Here is a 16,198-nt window from a genome sequence, read left to right as displayed (position 1 = left end):
GCGGCTACTTCTTGCCGAGCTTGATGTGCCGGCTGGGGGGCGCGGCGATCTGGCCGCTGACGCCGATGGCGATCTGCCGAATCTCGCCGCCGTCCTGGAGAAAGGCGGAAACCAGTGCATCGAGGGATTCGTGGGTTTCGTGGGCCGGTTCCGGCTTGGCTTTCCTGTTCGATCCTGCAACCCGCATGACCATGACCGCTTCTCCTCTGGAAGGGCGGATCGCCCAAAATGAAAAAACCGGCCCGAGGGCCGGTTTCTTGGACAGCGTAAGTGATCAGATCACTTGCACTTCGTCCGCTTGCATGCCTTTCTGGCCTTTCACTGCCACGAAGGAGACCTGCTGGCCTTCCTGCAGGCTTTTGAAGCCGGCGCTCTGGATGGAGCGGTAGTGAACGAACAGATCGGGACCGCTTTCCGGGGTGATGAAGCCGAAGCCTTTTTCATCGTTGAACCACTTGACGGTGCCAGTTTGGCGAGTGGACATGTGTTGTCTCCTTGGACAAAGTTGAATGCCGGGCCGAGTGGCTCGGGCGTTGACTGAGTGCAAAGAGAAATCGAAAAAGGACCGGATCTGAATTCAAGCGGATCGTTTCGCGGTGACGCATGCAGCACAGTAGGGACTACTCTACTCCCTCGGCGCTGAATCACCTAGCCTTTTCTCCGGCCGTTCGATGGGTGGCGTGCCTCGATCCTTTCCGGCGAAGGTCCGGGCTGTCCTGGGTCAAGCGTTCGCCAGTGGATTTTCCGCTATGGTTAAAAAGGCGGTACGAGCTCCCACAAACGCAACAGAGGAGGAAAGGAAGATGGAAATGTCCATCCACAGTCTGTCCACGCTGTTCGATCAGCTGGGTCTGAAATCCGATCCCGCCAGCATCGATGCCTTCATCGGAAGCCACATGCTGCCCGATGGGGTCAAGGTGTCCGAAGCTCCTTTCTGGACGCCTGCCCAGGCTGCGTTGCTGAAGGAGGAAATGCTCGACGATGCCGACTGGGCGCCGGTCGTCGACGAACTCAACGAGCGCCTGCATCCCAGGCACTGAGCGAAGTTTCCCGGTCGCAGCCGGCTGCGGAGCGGCGGCTGCGCCAGGCCCCAGAGGGTCTTTTCGTCCATCAGGCACAACGAGTGTGCAGCCCATGAAGAAAGTACTTGTTCCGTTCGACGGTTCCGAAAGCGCCAAGCGCGCCTTGCTCTATCTTGTGGATCTGGCGAAGCAGTTGCCGGATCTGGAGGTGCATCTGCTGAACGTGCAGGGGCATCCGATCATGTACGGCGACTACGTCGCCGGCCCCATGCTGGAAACCTTGGTCGGCGCAGCCCAGGAGCATGGGCGCAGGATCAATGCGAAGGGGCTCGAGTTTCTCAAGGACTATGACCTCAAGGTCGCCGCCCACGAGCAACTGGGCGAAACGGTGGGGGAGATCGCCAAGGCGGTCCTGGCGCTCGACTGCGACACCGTGGTGATGGGGACGCGGGGCATGAGCAACTTCTCCAACCTGGTCATGGGTTCGGTCGCCACGCGGGTGGTGCACGAGGTTTCGGTACCCGTGTTGCTGGTCAAGTGACGGCCGGCTGCCTCCGGTAACAACGGGTAACCGGTTGTTTGGAGGGGGCGGTGAGGGGGAGCACGGCGATTTTCCACGCTCTCCCCCGGATTTCGGGCGGGAAAGGCCTGCGGCTGTTTCCCGCCCCGTCCGTTTCAGTCCTGCTTGTTGCCGTTCTTGAGCAGGTCGCCCAGTCCGGCGAGGCCCTTGAAGGTGGTCTTCGGACCCAGGTCGGCGCCGGGGCGGGGGGCGGTCTGGTACTGGCTGTCGGTATAGCGGGAGTGCTCGTTGTCGTGGCAGTACAGGCAGAGCAGTTCCCAGTTCGAGCCGTCTTCGGGGTTGTTGTCGTGGTTGTGGTCCTTGTGGTGGACCGTCAGCTCGCTGAGGCGCTTGCCGGAAAACTCCCGGGCGCAGCGGCCGCAGACCCAGGGATACATCTTCAGGGCCTTTTCCCGGTAGCCCTGTTCGCGCTGGGAATAGGGGACGTTGGTCTTGTTCGTGCTCATGGTGGGTTTGCCTGACTGCTGGTTCCTGGTGATGGGACGGGTGAACGCATAGTTCGCGAGACTACGGGTATCGGGCCCAGGGGGGCAACCGTACGATTGTCCACAGGACGCGCGGGTGCTTCATCATGCCGCTGCCGGCCTCTCGCCAGCTAGACGAGTTAGCTTGCTAAGATTCCGCCAATCCTTTGCATCGCCGCTCCCGGGTTCACCATGACCAGCTCTGCCGTCCGCTCGACCCTCGCCAGCCTTCCCGATGCCTACAAGGCGCTGCTTTACGTGCTGTTCCTGGCCACCCCGAGGAACAAGACTTCGCTGCTCGAACAGCTCAAGCGCCTCGGTGTGCGCGCCACGGCCAGCCGCGCCATGGACGGCGTGGTGCTGGGCGAGATGCTGGAAACCCTGCAGCGTCTGAACTGGCTGGAGCGTGGCGACGAGCGCAGCTTCTTCAGGTTGAACCCGGCGGCCTGCAACCAGGTGCTGCTGCTGCTGCAGAGCGAGCCACAGTGGTGGCCGAAACTGCGCGCCGGGCTGATCGAGCACGCTGCTGGCCCGGGCACCCTTCCGGTGAGCCTGTGGCGAGGCCTCTGGCTGGCCCTGTTGGCGGGGGAGGTGCCGGAGCTGACCCAGTTGTTGCTCGGCATGGAGCAGGACCGAGGCGAGCTGCCGCATCCCTGCGGCCAGCTGCTGGCCGACGAAACCGGTCGGCAACTCTTCGCCCGACTTGTCCCGGGCGTTCGCGAGGTGCTGCTGGAGGACTACCTGACCCGCGCCAACGGCGGGCCGCTGGCGGCCGGGGAGGCCTACCGGCAGGGCCTGGCCTTGCTCGATAGCGGCCAGACGAAATCCGCCGAACTGCCGCTACAGCTGTTCCTGCAGTCGCTCTGGCGCGGTGACTGGCCGCGCCTCGAAGCCCTCGGCCAGGGCGAGCTGGCGTCGTTCGGCAGGGTCTTCCGGAATCTGCTGCACGGAGAGTCCGCCCAGGCCCAGGAGCAGATCCAGGAGTTCATCCGCCTCCAGCGCGGCAGCCGCAAGCGCCGGGTCGAGCTGCCGGCCACGCTCAACGCGTGCTACTGCCTGCTCCTGCTGGTCGGCGGCGACAGCCAGCAGCATGCGGCGCTGCGCCAGGCGCTGGGGCTGGGGTTGAAGAAGGGTCTCGGCCGAGCCTACGAGGCGTTCGGGAAGCTCTTCGAACAGTTCCAGGGCAAGGGTTCGCGCTGCGCCGATCCGGCCGGCTGGGTGCAGTCCCTGAACGGGTTCGACGGCCTGCTGACCGCGATCGCCCTGTACTGGATGGACGCTCCGGCATCATCCGCCTGGCAGAGACGCCTGCAGAAATTCCGCGCCGAGCTGGCCGGGGAGGGCTACGATTGGCTGGTGGCCGAGCTGGATGCCCTGCTCGGGCGGCAGTTCGGCCTGCCTCCTACGGATTGGCACCGGCGCCAGGGGCTGCGCCCGCTGGTCGAACTCTACCGCCGCCAGGAACTCTGGGAGCACGCCCTCGCCGCGCTGGCCGCGCTGCGCCCCGGTTCCCGCTCCGCCGCCCCGGTAGCGCCGCAGAGCAGCCAGCGCCTGGCCTGGATGATCGGCAGCGCTGCGGCGCAGGTGCCGAGCGTCGAGCCGCGCGAGCAGAAGCTCGGTGCCAAGGGCCAGTGGAGCAAGGGCCGGGCGGTGGCGCTCAAGCGCCTGCTCGAGGAGACCGACAGTTTCGACTACCTGCTGGAGCAGGACCGCCGGGTCATCCAGCAAATCCAGATGCACAGCGATTATTACGGTGTCCGCTACCAGCTCGACGGCGAGCGCGCCCTGCCGCATCTGGTCGGCCATCCGGCGCTGTTCTGGAGCGACGCCCCGGAGGTGCGCATCGATCTGGTCGCCGGCAGCGTGGCCCTGGAGCTGCGCCAGCGGGGCTCGCAGATCCACTTGGCGCTGACCCCCGAAGGGATCGCGGCATGCGACGGGCTGTTCCTCGAGCGGGAAACCCCGACCCGCCTGGTGGTCTATCCGCTCGGCCGCGAGGCGCAGCAGATCGCCGCCATCCTCGGCGGCGGGCTGAGCGTGCCGCAGTCGGCCAAGGCGCAACTGATGGAAACCATCGGCAGCATCGCGCCGCTGTTGCCGATCCACTCGGACCTGCCGGAGCTGGCGGTGAACATCGACAAGGTGGCTGCCGACGGCAAGCTGTACGCCCACCTGTTGCCCTTGCTGGAGGGCCTGCGCCTGCAGCTGCTGGTGCGGCCGCTGGCCGGCGGCAGCTGGTTCCGCCCGGGGCAGGGCGCGGAGAGCGTGCTCGGCGAGCAGGACGGCAGGCCGCTGCAGGCGGTCCGCGACCTGCCGGCCGAGCGCCAGGGGCTCAAACAAGTGTTGCAGGCCTGTCCGGCGCTGGCCGAGGCCGACAGCGACGGCCACGAATGGCAACTGGCCGAGCCGCAGGCCGCGTTGCAGGTGCTGAGCGAGCTGCAGGGGCTGGACGCCGGGCTGCTCGAGTGCGTTTGGCCGGAGGGCGAACGCATGCGCATCAAGGCCCAGCCCGGCCTGCGCCAGCTGCAACTGCGCCTGCGCCAGAGCGGCGACTGGTTCGAGCTGGAGGGCGAGGTGGTCGTCGACGATGGCCGCGTGCTGCAGCTGCGCCAGCTGCTCGAACTGCTGCAGGCCAGCCCCGGACGCTTCGTACGGCTCGGCGAGCAGGACTGGCTGGCCCTCGGCGCCAGCCTGCGGCGGCGCCTGGAGGAATTGGGCCGGCTGGCCGAGCGCAACGGCGACGAGAGCCTGCGGCTCAATCCGCTGACCGCGCCGTTGCTCGCCGAGCTGGCCGAAGAGGTGGGCAGCTTCGAGGCCGATGCCGCCTGGAAGGACCATCTGGCCCGCCTCGAATCGCTGCGCGACTACCGCCCGCGGGTGCCCAGCACCCTGCAGGCCGAGCTGCGCGACTACCAGCTGGAAGGCTTCGACTGGATGGCGCGTCTGGCGAAGTGGGGCGTCGGCGCCTGCCTGGCCGACGACATGGGCCTGGGCAAGACCCTGCAGACCCTCACCCTCTTGCTGCACCGTTCCGCCGCCGGCCCGCAGCTGGTGGTGGCGCCGACCTCGGTGACGCCCAACTGGCTGGCCGAGACCACCCGCTTCGCGCCCACCCTGCGCCTGCATGCCTACCGCGAGACCCGCAGCTTGGAAGGGTTGGGGCCGCGCGACCTGGTGGTGGCCAGCTACGGTCTGCTGCAGCTGGATGCCGAGGCGTTCGCCGGCCAGAACTGGACCACCGTGGTGCTCGACGAGGCGCAGGCGATCAAGAACGCCGCCAGCAAGCGCTCCCAGGCGGCCATGGCGCTGCAGGCGGATTTCCGCCTGGTCGCCACCGGCACGCCGCTGGAGAACCACCTGGGCGAGTTGTGGAACCTGTTCCGCTTCATCAACCCCGGTCTGCTCGGCAGTCGCGAACACTTCGCCCAGCGCTTCGCCGGACCCATCGAGCGCGGCGACCAGGTCGCCCGCAAGGCGCTCAAGGCACTGATCCAGCCATTCATCCTGCGCCGCCTGAAGAGCCAGGTGCTCGACGAACTGCCGGCGCGCACCGAGGTGGTCTACCGGGTGCCGCTCTCCGACGCCGAACTCCACCACTACGAGGCGATGCGCCAGCAGGCGTTGGACTCCTTGAGCCAGGCGGGCGAGGAGGGCAGCCAGTCGCTGCGGGTGCTCACCGAAATCACCCGGTTGCGCCGCTTCTGCTGCCACCCCAGCCTGGTGCTGCCGGACAGCGGCTTGCCCGGCAGCAAGCTGGCGGCCTTCGCCGAGATCGTCGAGGAGCTGCTCGACAGCCGCCACAAGGCGCTGGTGTTCAGCCAGTTCGTCGACCACCTGAGCATCGTCCGCGGCTGGCTCGAGGAGCGCGGCATCCGTTACCAGTACCTCGACGGCTCGACCCCGGCCAAGGACCGCATGGCGCGGGTGGAGGCCTTCCAGGGCGGCGACGGCGACATCTTCCTGATCAGCCTCCGGGCCGGCGGCACCGGTCTGAACCTGACCGCCGCCGACTACGTGATCCACCTCGACCCCTGGTGGAACCCGGCGGTGGAGGACCAGGCCAGCGACCGTGCCCACCGCATGGGCCAGCAGCGCCCGGTGACCATCTACCGGCTGGTGGCGGAGAACACCATCGAGGAGCGCATCCTCGCCCTGCACGGGCAGAAGCGCGACCTTGCCGACAGCCTGCTGGAGGGCGGCGAAGTCAGCGCCAAGCTCGACGCCGAGGCGCTGCTGCGCCTGCTGCGCGGCGGCTAGGGCCGTGCCTTTCCTCTCCGCCCGCCGGCGCGTGCTGCTCGGGGTTCTGACGATCCTCGCCGGGCTGTTGGTCAGCGTCTGGCTGGCCGGACGCTATGCCGAGCGGCGTCACTGGAGCGAGACCGCCATCGAGGCCCGCGGCCAGCTGGAGCTGTATGCCCAGTCGCTGCGCATCCTGGTCGAGCGCTTTCGCGCGTTGCCGGCGATCCTCGCCCTGGACACCGAGATCCAGGCGCTGCTACGCGAGGGCGCCGATCCGCTGGCGCACGAGCGACTCAACCGGCGCCTGCAGCGCCTCAACCAGGAGGCGGGGGCCGGGGTGATCTTTCTGCTCGACCTGCAGGGCAGGACTATCGCCGCCAGCAACTGGCAGGAGCCGGGCAACTTCGTCGGCGGCAGCTACGCCTTTCGCCCGTATTTCCAGGGCGCCTTGCGCGAGGGCAGTGCCCGCTACTTCGGCGTCGGCGTGACCACTGGGGTGCCCGGCTACTTCCTTGCCCGTGCGGTGCGCGATGCCGATGAGCGCATCCTCGGCGTGCTGGTGCTCAAACTGGTGGTGGAGGACCTGCAGCGTGACTGGGCCGGGCAGCCGGGTACCCTGCTGGTGACCGACCAGCATCAGGTGGTCATTCTTGCCAGCCGGCCGGCCTGGCGCTTCCGCCTTTTGCAGGGACTGCCGGCGAAGCTGCGCGCCAATCTGGACGACGCCCGCCGCTATGGCGTCCGCGAACTGCAGCCGCTGGCGATGCAGTCGTTGCGACAGCTCGACGACGGTGCCGAGCTGCTGCGCATCGATAGCCCGGACGGTCGGCGCGACTACCTGCGCCTGAGCCAGTCACTCCCCGACGAGGGCTGGACCCTGCAGCTGCTGCGCGAGGCGCGCGTCCCAGGCGGTGCGGTGCGCGGCTATGCCCTGGCGGCGGCCGGCATCTGGCTGGCGCTGGCGTTCCTCTTCCTGTTCCTTGGCCAGCGGCAGAAGAACCGCCGCCTGCTGCTGCGCCGCCGGGCCGAGCTGGAGCGGTTGGTCGAGGAGCGCACCGCGGCGCTGCACCAGGCCCAGGACGAGCTGGTGCAGGCGGCGAAGATGGCCGCCCTCGGGCAGATGTCGGCGGCCCTGGCCCACGAGATCAACCAGCCGCTGACCGCCATGCGCATGCAGCTCGGCAGTCTCGGCCTGCTGCTGGCGAAGAACGATTCGGCGGCGATGCGCACCTGCCTGGCGCGCATCGACGGCCTGCTCACCCGCATGGCGGCGCTCACCGGGCACCTCAAGACCTTCGCCCGCGACACCCCGAGCGGCCTGCGCGAGCGCCTGCAGCCGGATACCGTGGTCGACCACGCGCTGCTCCTGCTCGAGGCGCGGATCCGCCAGGACGCCGTGCAGGTGCTGCGCCGGCGCGAGCCGCTGGCCTGGGTCGAGGGTAACGCGATCCGCCTCGAACAGGTGCTGGTCAACCTGCTGCACAACGCGCTGGACGCCATGGCCGGGCGCCAGCGCCGCGAGCTGCGCATCGCGCTGCGCCGGGACGGCGGCGATTGGCTGCTGAGCGTCGCCGACAGCGGCGGCGGCATCGCCCCCGAGCACCTGTCGCGGGTCTTCGAGCCGTTCTTCACCACCAAGCCGGTGGGCGAGGGGCTCGGCCTCGGGCTCGCGGTGTCCTACGGCATCGTCCGCGAGTCGGGCGGCCAGCTGGAGGTGCATAACGCCGAAGGCGGGGCGCAGTTCACCCTCCGGCTGCCGGCCGCGGCGTCGCCGGATACACTGCAGCCCAGTCCGCAGGAGCCGTGAAATGCAGCAGATTCTCTTCATCGACGACGAAGCGCCGATCCGCGAGGCGGTGCAGCAGTGGCTGGAGCTGTCCGGCCTTTCGGTGCGCACCTGCGCCCGTGCCGAGGAGGCGCTGGCGTTGCTCGATGCCGACTTTTCCGGGGTGGTGGTCAGCGATGTGCGGATGCCTGGCATGGACGGCCTGGCCCTGCTCGAACGCGTCCGCGCGCTGGATGCCGAGCTGCCGGTGATCATGGTCACCGGCCACGGCGACGTGCCCATGGCGGTGGCGGCGCTGCAGCAGGGGGCCTACGACTTCATCGAGAAGCCCTTCACCCCCGAGCGCCTGCTCGGCAGTCTGCAGCGCGCCCTGGACAAGCGCCGGCTGGTCTGCGAGAACCGCGCGCTGCGCCGCCAGGTGGCGCAGCGCGGCTGCATCGAGGGTCGCCTGCTCGGCGTGTCGCGGGCGATGGAGGAGTTGCGCCGGCAGATCCTCGAGCTGGCGCCGACCTCGGTGAGCGTGCTGATCCGCGGCGAGACCGGCAGCGGCAAGGAATGCGTGGCGCGTTGCCTGCACGCTTTCGGTCCGCGCGCCGACAAAGCCTTCGTCGCGGTCAACTGCGCGGCGATCCCCGAGCAACTGTTCGAGAGCGAGCTGTTCGGCCACGAGAGCGGCGCCTTCACCGGCGCCCAGGGCAAGCGCATCGGGCGGATCGAGCACGCCGCCGGCGGCACCCTGTTCCTCGACGAAGTGGAGAGCCTGCCGCTGGCACAGCAGGCCAAGCTGCTGCGCGTGTTGCAGGAAAAGAGCCTGGAGCGGCTCGGCTCCAACCGCAGCATCGCGGTCGACCTGCGGGTGATCGGCGCGGTCAAGCCGGACCTGGTCGCCGAGGTGCGCGCCGGGCGCTTTCGCGAGGACCTCCTGTACCGCCTCAACGTCGCCGAGCTGCACATTCCGCCGCTGCGCGAGCGGCGCGAGGACATTCCCCTGCTGTTCGAGCACTTCGCCCAGGCCGCGGCCGAGCGCCATGGCCGCGAAGCGCGCCCGCTCGGCGCCACAGAACTGACCGGGCTGCTGACCCGCGACTGGCCGGGCAACGTGCGCGAACTGGCCAACGCCGCCGAACGCCACGCCCTCGGCCTGGGCGGCGGGGCGGGCGCCGCGGCGGCGCCGCAATCGCTGGGGGAGCAGTTGGAAGCCTTCGAGGCGCAGTGCCTGCGCCAGGCCTTGCAGCAGTGCCGCGGCAACATCGCCGAGGTCATGGCGCTGCTGCAGCTGCCGCGGCGCACCCTCAACGAGAAGATGCAGCGCCACGGACTGAGCCGCGGCGACTTCCTCCCCGCCGGCGAGGAGTGATGGTATCGGCGGATTATTGCCGACCAGTCTTCAAAAATCGGCTGAAATCCGCCGATGGCTGTTTGATATTTGGGCGCAGACCCGCAAGATAGAGCCTTCTTTCACCTTGGCCTGTATCCTGCTAAAGCATACTTCGTTGCTCTGGTGCCCGGTGTGACGACTGTCCGCTCCGGCGCCTAGCGGCCCTCTGCCAACTGCGGCAGTTGCCGCGCAGGCCGAACGCCCACAAGAAACGGAGAAATACAATGACAAGCCCTAACAGCCCCGAGCTGTGCGCCCCTGCGGACCTTGCCGCCAACCGCCCTGACGAGACCCCGTCCACGACCGCCCAGGAGTCCGTGTACACGGCCGCCGAGCGCCGCCAGCGGATCTTCGCCATCGTCGGTGCCTCGTCCGGCAACCTGGTGGAGTGGTTCGACTTCTACGTCTACGCCTTCTGTGCCATCTACTTTGCCCCGGCCTTCTTCCCGGCGGCCGATCCCACCGTCCAACTGCTCAACACCGCCGGGGTATTCGCCGCCGGCTTCCTGATGCGCCCGATCGGCGGCTGGCTGTTCGGCCGGATCGCCGACAAGCACGGCCGCAAGACCTCGATGCTGATCTCGGTGCTGATGATGTGCGCCGGCTCCTTAGCCATCGCCGTCCTGCCGACCTACGAGAGCATCGGCGTCGCGGCGCCGGCCCTGCTGCTGCTCTGCCGCCTGTTCCAGGGGCTCTCGGTCGGCGGTGAGTACGGCACCACCGCCACCTACATGAGCGAGGTGGCGCTCAAGGGTAAGCGCGGCTTCTACTCCTCGTTCCAGTACGTCACCCTGATCGGTGGCCAGTTGCTCGCGGTGCTGGTGGTGGTGATTCTGCAGCAGCTGCTCAGCACCGACGAGCTGAAGGCTTGGGGTTGGCGCATTCCGTTCGTGATCGGCGCCATTGCTGCGGTGATTGCCCTGCTGCTGCGCCGTTCCCTGGAGGAAACCACCACGGCGGAGACCCGTGCGAGCAAGGAGGCGGGCAGCATGGCCGGCCTGTTCAAGCACCACAAGGCTGCCTTCATCACCGTGCTCGGCTACACCGCCGGCGGCTCGCTGATGTTCTACACCTTCACCACCTACATGCAGAAGTACTTGGTCAACTCGGTGGGCATGGACGCCAAGACCGCCAGCGGCATCATGACCTTCGCGCTGTTCTGCTACATGCTGATGCAGCCAGTGTTCGGCTCCCTGTCCGACCGGATCGGCCGGCGTGCCTCGATGCTCTGGTTCAGCTCCCTGGGTGCGCTTTGCACCCTGCCGATCCTGATGACCCTGAAGACCGCAGGGAGCCCTGTCATGGCCGGCCTGTTGATCATCCTGGGCATGGCCATCATCAGCTTCTACACCTCGATCGGTGGCATCGTGAAGGCCGAGATGTTTCCGCCGGAGGTGCGTGCCCTGGGCGTCGGTCTGTCCTACGCCATCGCCAACGCGATGTTCGGCGGCACCGCCGAATACGTGGCGCTGGGCCTGAAGTCCATCGGCCACGAGGAAGCCTTCTACTGGTACGTCTCGGGCATGCTGGCGATTGCCTTCCTCTTCAGCCTGCGCCTGCCGAAGCAGGCAGCCTACCTGCACCACGATCGCTGATCGTCCCGACCGTCCGTTCCGCCCGGCGAGGGCGGAGCGGACGCGTCGCTCCGGCCGCTGGCCGGGCGCCTCTGCTGTTCCCCTCCGCTCGATTCTCTCCCGCTGCCTTCGTGCCCCCTGCCGGGCGTCGCGTGCCTGCCGCCATCGGCGGAAATCTGCCGATCCCGGGGAGCGGCCGGCGGTGGCGCTGTGCTGCGCCGGGGTCGGGTTGTGCGGGGAGGGTTCAGTCCGAGGTCGCGCGGTTGCGCAGGTGGTCGGCGAAGGCGTAGATCGGCGCCTTGATCAGTCCCTTGGCGGTCTCGCTGGCGCCAATGTCGTCCAGCGCCTTGTTCAGGCACAGCATCCACTGGTCGCGCTCCTTCGGGCCGATGGCGAAGGGGCGGTGCGCCGGGCCCATGGCCACGGTGCCGTATTTCTCCAGGTACAGCTTGGGGCCGCCGAGCCAGCCGGAAAGGTACTCGAAGAGTTTCTCGCGCACCGGCCCGATGTCCGCGCCATGCATGCGGCGGATAGTCTGCGCCTCGGGCAGGCGTTCCATGTTGTCGTAGAAGGCGTTGCACAGCCGGCGTACGCCGTCTTCGCCGCCGAGCAGTTGATAGGGGGTGAGGACGTTGATCATGCGGAGCGCTCCGTGGATTTTCCGATTGCCGCCCGGCTGCCGGGCGGCCTTGACCCGAATTGCGGACACCGTTCAGGCGTGCCCGCCCATGTCCATGCCGCGGAAGATGCTGCAGCGCTCGAACATCGTGAGGCTCGGCGCCACCGACTTGTGGTGGCAGTACTTGGCCACCAGCTTGGCCAGGCCCTTGATGTCGCGGCCGCTGGCGTCGGGAAAGAGGGCGGCCAGGCGCTCGCAGAGTTCCGGGGCGACGCTCAGACCGAACTGCTCGGTCATCACCTGCCAGATCCGTCGGCGATCCTCCAGGCCGGGCGGGTGGTACTTGATCAGCGCGATGCAGCGCGACACCACCGCCTCGTCGATGTCGTCGACCCGGTTGGTGGTGAGGAACAGCAGCCCGTTGAAGTACTCCAGCACGCGCAGGAACACGCCGACCACCGCGTTGGCGGTGATGTTGTCGTCGCGCCGCTTGATGTACACGTCGGCCTCGTCGATCAGCATCACTGCGCCCCAGCGCTGGGCGCGGGTCAGGGTGGCCTTGAGAGTCTTCTCCATCTCCGCGACGTTCAGGCCGAGCTGGCCGGAGTGCACGCGGTACAGCGGGCGCTTGATGATCTCCGAGTAGACCTCGGCGGTCAGCGTCTTGCCCACCCCGGGCGGGCCGGCGCAGAGCACCGTGGTGCCGCCGGACTTGCCCTCGACGATGTCGTCCATCAGCACGTCCATCTCGGCGGTGAGGATGTCGATCAGGTCGGTCTGCTCCGGCGGCAGGATCAGCTTGTCCTTGAGTTCCGGCTGGTAGACGTAGGGCAGCATGTCGTCGACGTGCACCCACAGGTGGTGGTGCAGGTCGAGGTGGAACATCAGGATGTAGCCGTGTACCGGCAGCTCGGCGAACACCCCCTCGGGGATATCGCTGCGCATCGCCTCGGTGGCCTTCTCCACGCGCTCGTCGTACTTCACGCTGCGCCCGGCCTTGCGCAGGTACTTGCCGAGCACGTCGCCGCTGGCGTCGAGCACCAGGGCGCGGTCCTTGAGGATCTCCTCGTCGTTGACCAGCCGCGCGCTGCCGCCGCTGGAGGAGAGCACCACCCGCTCTTTGCGGGTCCAGTCGGTGTTGCGGTGGGTGGCGGTCGGGTCCTCGGCGAAGATCCCGGTGCCGCTGGCCGCGAACTGCCGGCCGTAGTCGGCGCGGTGCTCGAAGAAGCGCGCCGTGGAGTGGTCGTAGGCGGTGATCAGCTCCGGGGTTTCCTTGAGGAAGCCCTTGGCAATGAGGATTTCCGCGATGGTCCGGCCGACGATGTCGCGCTCGAGGATGGTCAGGGTCTGCGAGGTGACCCGCGCCATGGAGTTGGCCTTCAGTTCGATCAGGATGCGCCCGCTTTCCTCCTCGCCCGGCGGGGTGAAGTCGATGCGCGACACCAGGTAGGCGAGCGGCTTGCCGGCCATGTTGATCTTGAACAGCCAGCCGCGGAGCGCGCCGCGGATCAGGAACTCGGCGACCACCGGCACCATCCGCTCCAGGTCGCGTTCGCCAAAGCGCTCGCCGCCGTCGCTCACCGCGCGGCGCAGGGTGGCGATCTGCGCCGCGCGCAGCTCCATGCCGGGTCCTGCGGCCAGGTAGAGCCGGTGCAGACCGTCCAACTGCGCCATCGTCAGCTGCTCGAAGACCACTTCGGCCCTGTTGCCGAATTTCAATTGCTGGGTCAGCGCCGATAATTCGGGGAATTCGCTGACCAACGCCTCGACGTAGGGTCGATCGATGAGAAGTTTCATGCCGGACCAGCCTTGGTAATCACGGAGCAAGCAATTCAGCAAGCTCCATGCCATTGGATAAGTCATTGATTTTTATTGTGAGTTTTCGGTTTTCTGTAGGTTTCTCTACATAGCGGGGCTGCGCCTGTGTGGGCTAGGGGACAAACCGAGGGCGAGCCAGACCCGCTGGCGTCCTTCATCGGCGGCACCGAGCCGGCTTCACGGCCTGGGCATTGCCGTAGCGCATATATGGCCTGCAAGTTCGAAACTGCGCCAATTTGTTTCCGTTACGGATTGCCGGCGACGAAATATTCAATACAAATATATACAGCCCGTTTGGAAGACAATTTTTGTAATAGCTGGGCTTTGACATTCACCGGATCGAATCGCAGTATTGCGCTATGTTTTCCAGGTAGGAACGTTCATGTGGGATTCGCTGCTTTTAACCTGTATTTCACCGTTTTTTTACAGGTTGAAGCGGTATGTTTCGATGTGCCGGAAAGATTCTATACACAGTGCGTTTGATTTTTCCGTATCCGGCCTTATATAAGTTACGCATACTTTCCGGTATGCAATCTTCTATCGGCAACCCAGTCAAGAGAAAACCATGCAGTCTGAAGAGAAGAATCTGATCGATGGCCTGTTTTCCCGCCTCCGCGATGCCGAAGGCCAATCCGCGCCCCGCGATCCGCAGGCCGAAGGGGTGATCAGGGAGCACATCGCCCGTCAGCCGGCCGCTCCCTACTACATGGCCCAGGCGATCATCGTCCAGGAGAACGCCATCCAGCGGCTCGACGGTCGCGTCAAGGAGCTGGAGGCGCAGATCGAGCAGCTCAAGCAGCAGGTCGAGAACGCCCCCCGCCAGCAGAGCGGTGGCGGCTTCCTGTCCGGGCTGTTCGGCGGCGGCCGCAGCGAGTCGCAGCCCGTCGCTCGTCCGCAGCCGGCGGCCCGTCCGGCGGCTGCGGGCTGGAACGAGCCCGGCTACGGCAACCAGGGTGGTTTCGGTAGCCAAGGTGGTTTCGGTCAGCAGCCGGGCTTCCAGCGCGGCGCCTTCGGGGCCCCGGCTGGCGGCGGTGGCGGCGGCTTCCTCTCCGGGGCCCTGCAGACCGCGGCCGGCGTGGCTGGCGGCATGGTGCTGGGCAACGTGCTGATGGATATGTTCCAGGGTGACGAAGAGCCGAAGGTGGCCGAGGCTGCCCACGAGCCAGTAGCTGCGCCGGAGCCGCAGCATCAGGTCGCGGAAGAGAACTTGGCGCCGCAAGAGGACTACTTTGCCGACAGTGGCGAGGGTGACGACTTCTTCGGCGGGGACGACGAAGACTTCGTCTGACCGGCTCTTTCGGCAGGCGTCGGGAGCTGCCGCCGGCAGTTCCCGCTTCTCGTGGGGGCGGTCTCGACCGCATGCCGCCGCAGGCGTGTGCGGGTCTACGGCCGACCCCATCTCTGGGTGGAGCGGTCCCGACGGCGTGCTTCCAATCTCCAGGCCTCAAGCCTTCTTCACGAACTCCGACTTCAGCTTCATTGCGCCGATCCCGTCGATCTTGCAGTCGATGTCGTGATCGCCGTCGCACAGGCGGATGTTCTTCACCTTGGTGCCGACCTTCACCACCAGGGACGATCCCTTGACCTTCAGGTCCTTGATCACGCTGACGGTGTCGCCGTCCTGCAGGACGTTGCCGACCGAGTCCTTGATCACCCGGTCGCCTTCCGTCGATGCGGCGACCGCCGTGGCGGACCACTCATGGGCGCATTCCGGGCAGACCAGCTGATCGCCGTCCTCGTAGGTGTATTCGGAGGCGCATTTGGGGCAGGGCGGCAGGGTGCTCATGAAGAGTCCTCATGTACAGAGATGAAAAGGGCGGGGATTGTATCGGTTTTGGCAGGGTGTGGCGCAGTCGCTCCTGCCGCAGCCAGGGCAATCGCATGAACGGATGAGCCCGTAGCTTCAAGCGGCTTCAGCCCGATCAGGTTTGGTGTGGCGTGTCTTTTCTTTGTCGAGAAGGGATACGCGATGCAGCAAGCAGACAGACCGAGCCTGGCCGAAGTCTTTGTTTCGATCGACGACCCTCGGCAAGCGGGCCAGGACAATTGCATGAAGGCTACCCAAGTCCGAGAAGTGCAGCACGATAGGTATCGGAGGTGGATGCAATCAGGCGGCGGGTCTTGATGCCACCCTTCTTGCCGGTGGGGTCGAGCCGAAACAGGTTGAGGACGAGCTGTTTGAGCACGGCCAGGCTGTGTGCGGCGTATTGTGTCCTGGCACGCATCTGGTCATCGGCGAAGGCGACATCCATGCACCCGTGCAGTGGGTTCTCGACGCTCCAGTGCGCACGTATGGCTTGGGCCAGGCACTGGGCGTCGGCAGGCAAGCTGCTGATATGGCAGCGATATTCTGTCGCTTGCAGATCCTTGACCTGCCTCGTGGACTCGATGACGGCAAAGGATTTCAGGTCCACCCCTTTCAAGGTCTTTTACTTTTCGAGGCCTTGATGAGGCGGTCGGTGGAGACATGGGCGCGAGCCGTCGCGGCATCGACCCAGGCCTTGGGCTTTTCCACCTTGGGGCCGCGCTTACTGGTCGCCACCTGGCTGGGCTTGATCTGTCGTGCCAATGCCAACAGGCGCTGTGCCAGTGTGCTGGCCGAATCGTCGGCCCAGGCGGGCCAGTGCTCCACCGCCAGCGCGACGAGCATCCCCTCGTAACGGCTTCTGACCTGCACCGCCAGGTGGTAGGGGGACGCCTCCCAGCCCTCGGGAAGCC

Annotated in this window: 14 protein-coding genes and 1 pseudogene; 7 read left to right on the top strand and 8 right to left on the bottom strand. The window is 66.8% G+C overall.

All coding sequences use genetic code 11. From position 1 onward, the window contains the following. Positions 1–4: 4 nt before the first annotated feature. Complete coding sequence (locus tag BMY22_RS08830) at positions 5–193, bottom strand: hypothetical protein (protein WP_090621275.1); 189 nt, start codon at positions 191–193, stop codon at positions 5–7. Positions 194–274: 81 nt separating this feature from the next. Next, complete coding sequence (locus BMY22_RS08825; RefSeq protein ID WP_090621273.1) at positions 275–484, bottom strand: cold-shock protein; 210 nt, start codon at positions 482–484, stop codon at positions 275–277. A 319-nt stretch (positions 485–803) separates the two neighbouring features. Here BMY22_RS08825 and BMY22_RS08820 point away from each other — a divergent pair, with 319 nt between their 5' ends. Both BMY22_RS08820 and BMY22_RS08815 read left to right on the top strand, forming a co-directional pair. After that, the gene (locus tag BMY22_RS08820; protein WP_090621272.1) at positions 804–1,040 is read left to right on the top strand and encodes a DUF2789 domain-containing protein; all 237 of its coding nucleotides are present in this window, start codon (positions 804–806) and stop codon (positions 1,038–1,040) included. Positions 1,041–1,134: 94 nt separating this feature from the next. Further along, the gene (locus BMY22_RS08815; protein WP_090621270.1) at positions 1,135–1,563 is read left to right on the top strand and encodes a universal stress protein; all 429 of its coding nucleotides are present in this window, start codon (positions 1,135–1,137) and stop codon (positions 1,561–1,563) included. A 134-nt stretch (positions 1,564–1,697) separates the two neighbouring features. Here BMY22_RS08815 and BMY22_RS08810 read toward each other — a convergent pair whose 3' ends face one another. Further along, positions 1,698–2,048 carry a YajD family HNH nuclease gene (locus BMY22_RS08810; RefSeq protein ID WP_090621268.1) on the bottom strand — a complete coding sequence of 117 codons (351 nt, stop codon included), beginning with the start codon at positions 2,046–2,048 and terminating at the stop codon, positions 1,698–1,700. A 210-nt stretch (positions 2,049–2,258) separates the two neighbouring features. On the opposite strand from BMY22_RS08810, the gene BMY22_RS08805 reads away from it, so the two are divergent. The 4 genes from BMY22_RS08805 to BMY22_RS08790 all read left to right on the top strand — a co-directional run bounded on the left by BMY22_RS08805 (position 2,259) and on the right by BMY22_RS08790 (position 11,064). Then, positions 2,259–6,323, top strand: coding sequence for a DEAD/DEAH box helicase (locus BMY22_RS08805; protein WP_090621266.1), 4,065 nt, complete (start codon positions 2,259–2,261; stop codon positions 6,321–6,323). Positions 6,324–6,327: 4 nt separating this feature from the next. Next, positions 6,328–8,112 carry an ATP-binding protein gene (locus tag BMY22_RS08800; protein ID WP_090621264.1) on the top strand — a complete coding sequence of 595 codons (1,785 nt, stop codon included), beginning with the start codon at positions 6,328–6,330 and terminating at the stop codon, positions 8,110–8,112. 1 nt (position 8,113) lies between these two features. Beyond that, positions 8,114–9,448, top strand: coding sequence for a sigma-54-dependent transcriptional regulator (locus BMY22_RS08795; protein ID WP_090621263.1), 1,335 nt, complete (start codon positions 8,114–8,116; stop codon positions 9,446–9,448). A 245-nt stretch (positions 9,449–9,693) separates the two neighbouring features. Further along, positions 9,694–11,064 (top strand): MFS family transporter, encoded by a 1,371-nt coding sequence (locus tag BMY22_RS08790; RefSeq protein ID WP_090621260.1) that lies wholly within the window; start codon positions 9,694–9,696, stop codon positions 11,062–11,064. 223 nt (positions 11,065–11,287) lie between these two features. On the opposite strand, the gene BMY22_RS08785 is transcribed toward BMY22_RS08790, so the two are convergent. Next, complete coding sequence (locus BMY22_RS08785) at positions 11,288–11,683, bottom strand: group II truncated hemoglobin (protein ID WP_090621258.1); 396 nt, start codon at positions 11,681–11,683, stop codon at positions 11,288–11,290. Positions 11,684–11,755: 72 nt separating this feature from the next. After that, positions 11,756–13,459 carry an AAA family ATPase gene (locus BMY22_RS08780; protein ID WP_175559797.1) on the bottom strand — a complete coding sequence of 568 codons (1,704 nt, stop codon included), beginning with the start codon at positions 13,457–13,459 and terminating at the stop codon, positions 11,756–11,758. Between the two features lie 586 nt (positions 13,460–14,045). On the opposite strand from BMY22_RS08780, the gene BMY22_RS08775 reads away from it, so the two are divergent. After that, positions 14,046–14,768, top strand: a complete 723-nt coding sequence (locus BMY22_RS08775; RefSeq protein ID WP_090621255.1) for a DUF2076 domain-containing protein — start codon at positions 14,046–14,048, stop codon at positions 14,766–14,768. 156 nt (positions 14,769–14,924) lie between these two features. Here the strand turns inward: BMY22_RS08775 and BMY22_RS08770 are convergent, their stop codons facing one another. From BMY22_RS08770 to BMY22_RS24310, 3 genes and pseudogenes are all read right to left on the bottom strand, one after another. Further along, positions 14,925–15,266, bottom strand: coding sequence for a zinc ribbon domain-containing protein YjdM (locus BMY22_RS08770; RefSeq protein ID WP_090621254.1), 342 nt, complete (start codon positions 15,264–15,266; stop codon positions 14,925–14,927). 271 nt (positions 15,267–15,537) lie between these two features. Next, a complete protein-coding gene (locus BMY22_RS08765; protein ID WP_143068475.1) occupies positions 15,538–15,903 on the bottom strand; it encodes an ISAs1 family transposase in 366 nt (121 codons plus the stop codon). Continuing rightward, positions 15,900–16,198, bottom strand: a pseudogene (locus BMY22_RS24310) (IS4 family transposase); the annotation flags it as partial. The pseudogene BMY22_RS24310 and the gene BMY22_RS08765, both read right to left, overlap by 4 nt.

The organism is Azotobacter beijerinckii (genome assembly GCF_900110885.1).
Lineage (GTDB): Bacteria > Pseudomonadota > Gammaproteobacteria > Pseudomonadales > Pseudomonadaceae > Azotobacter > Azotobacter beijerinckii.
Note: the sequence above shows the minus strand (reverse complement) of the source record. Positions and strands in the feature narration are given on the sequence as shown.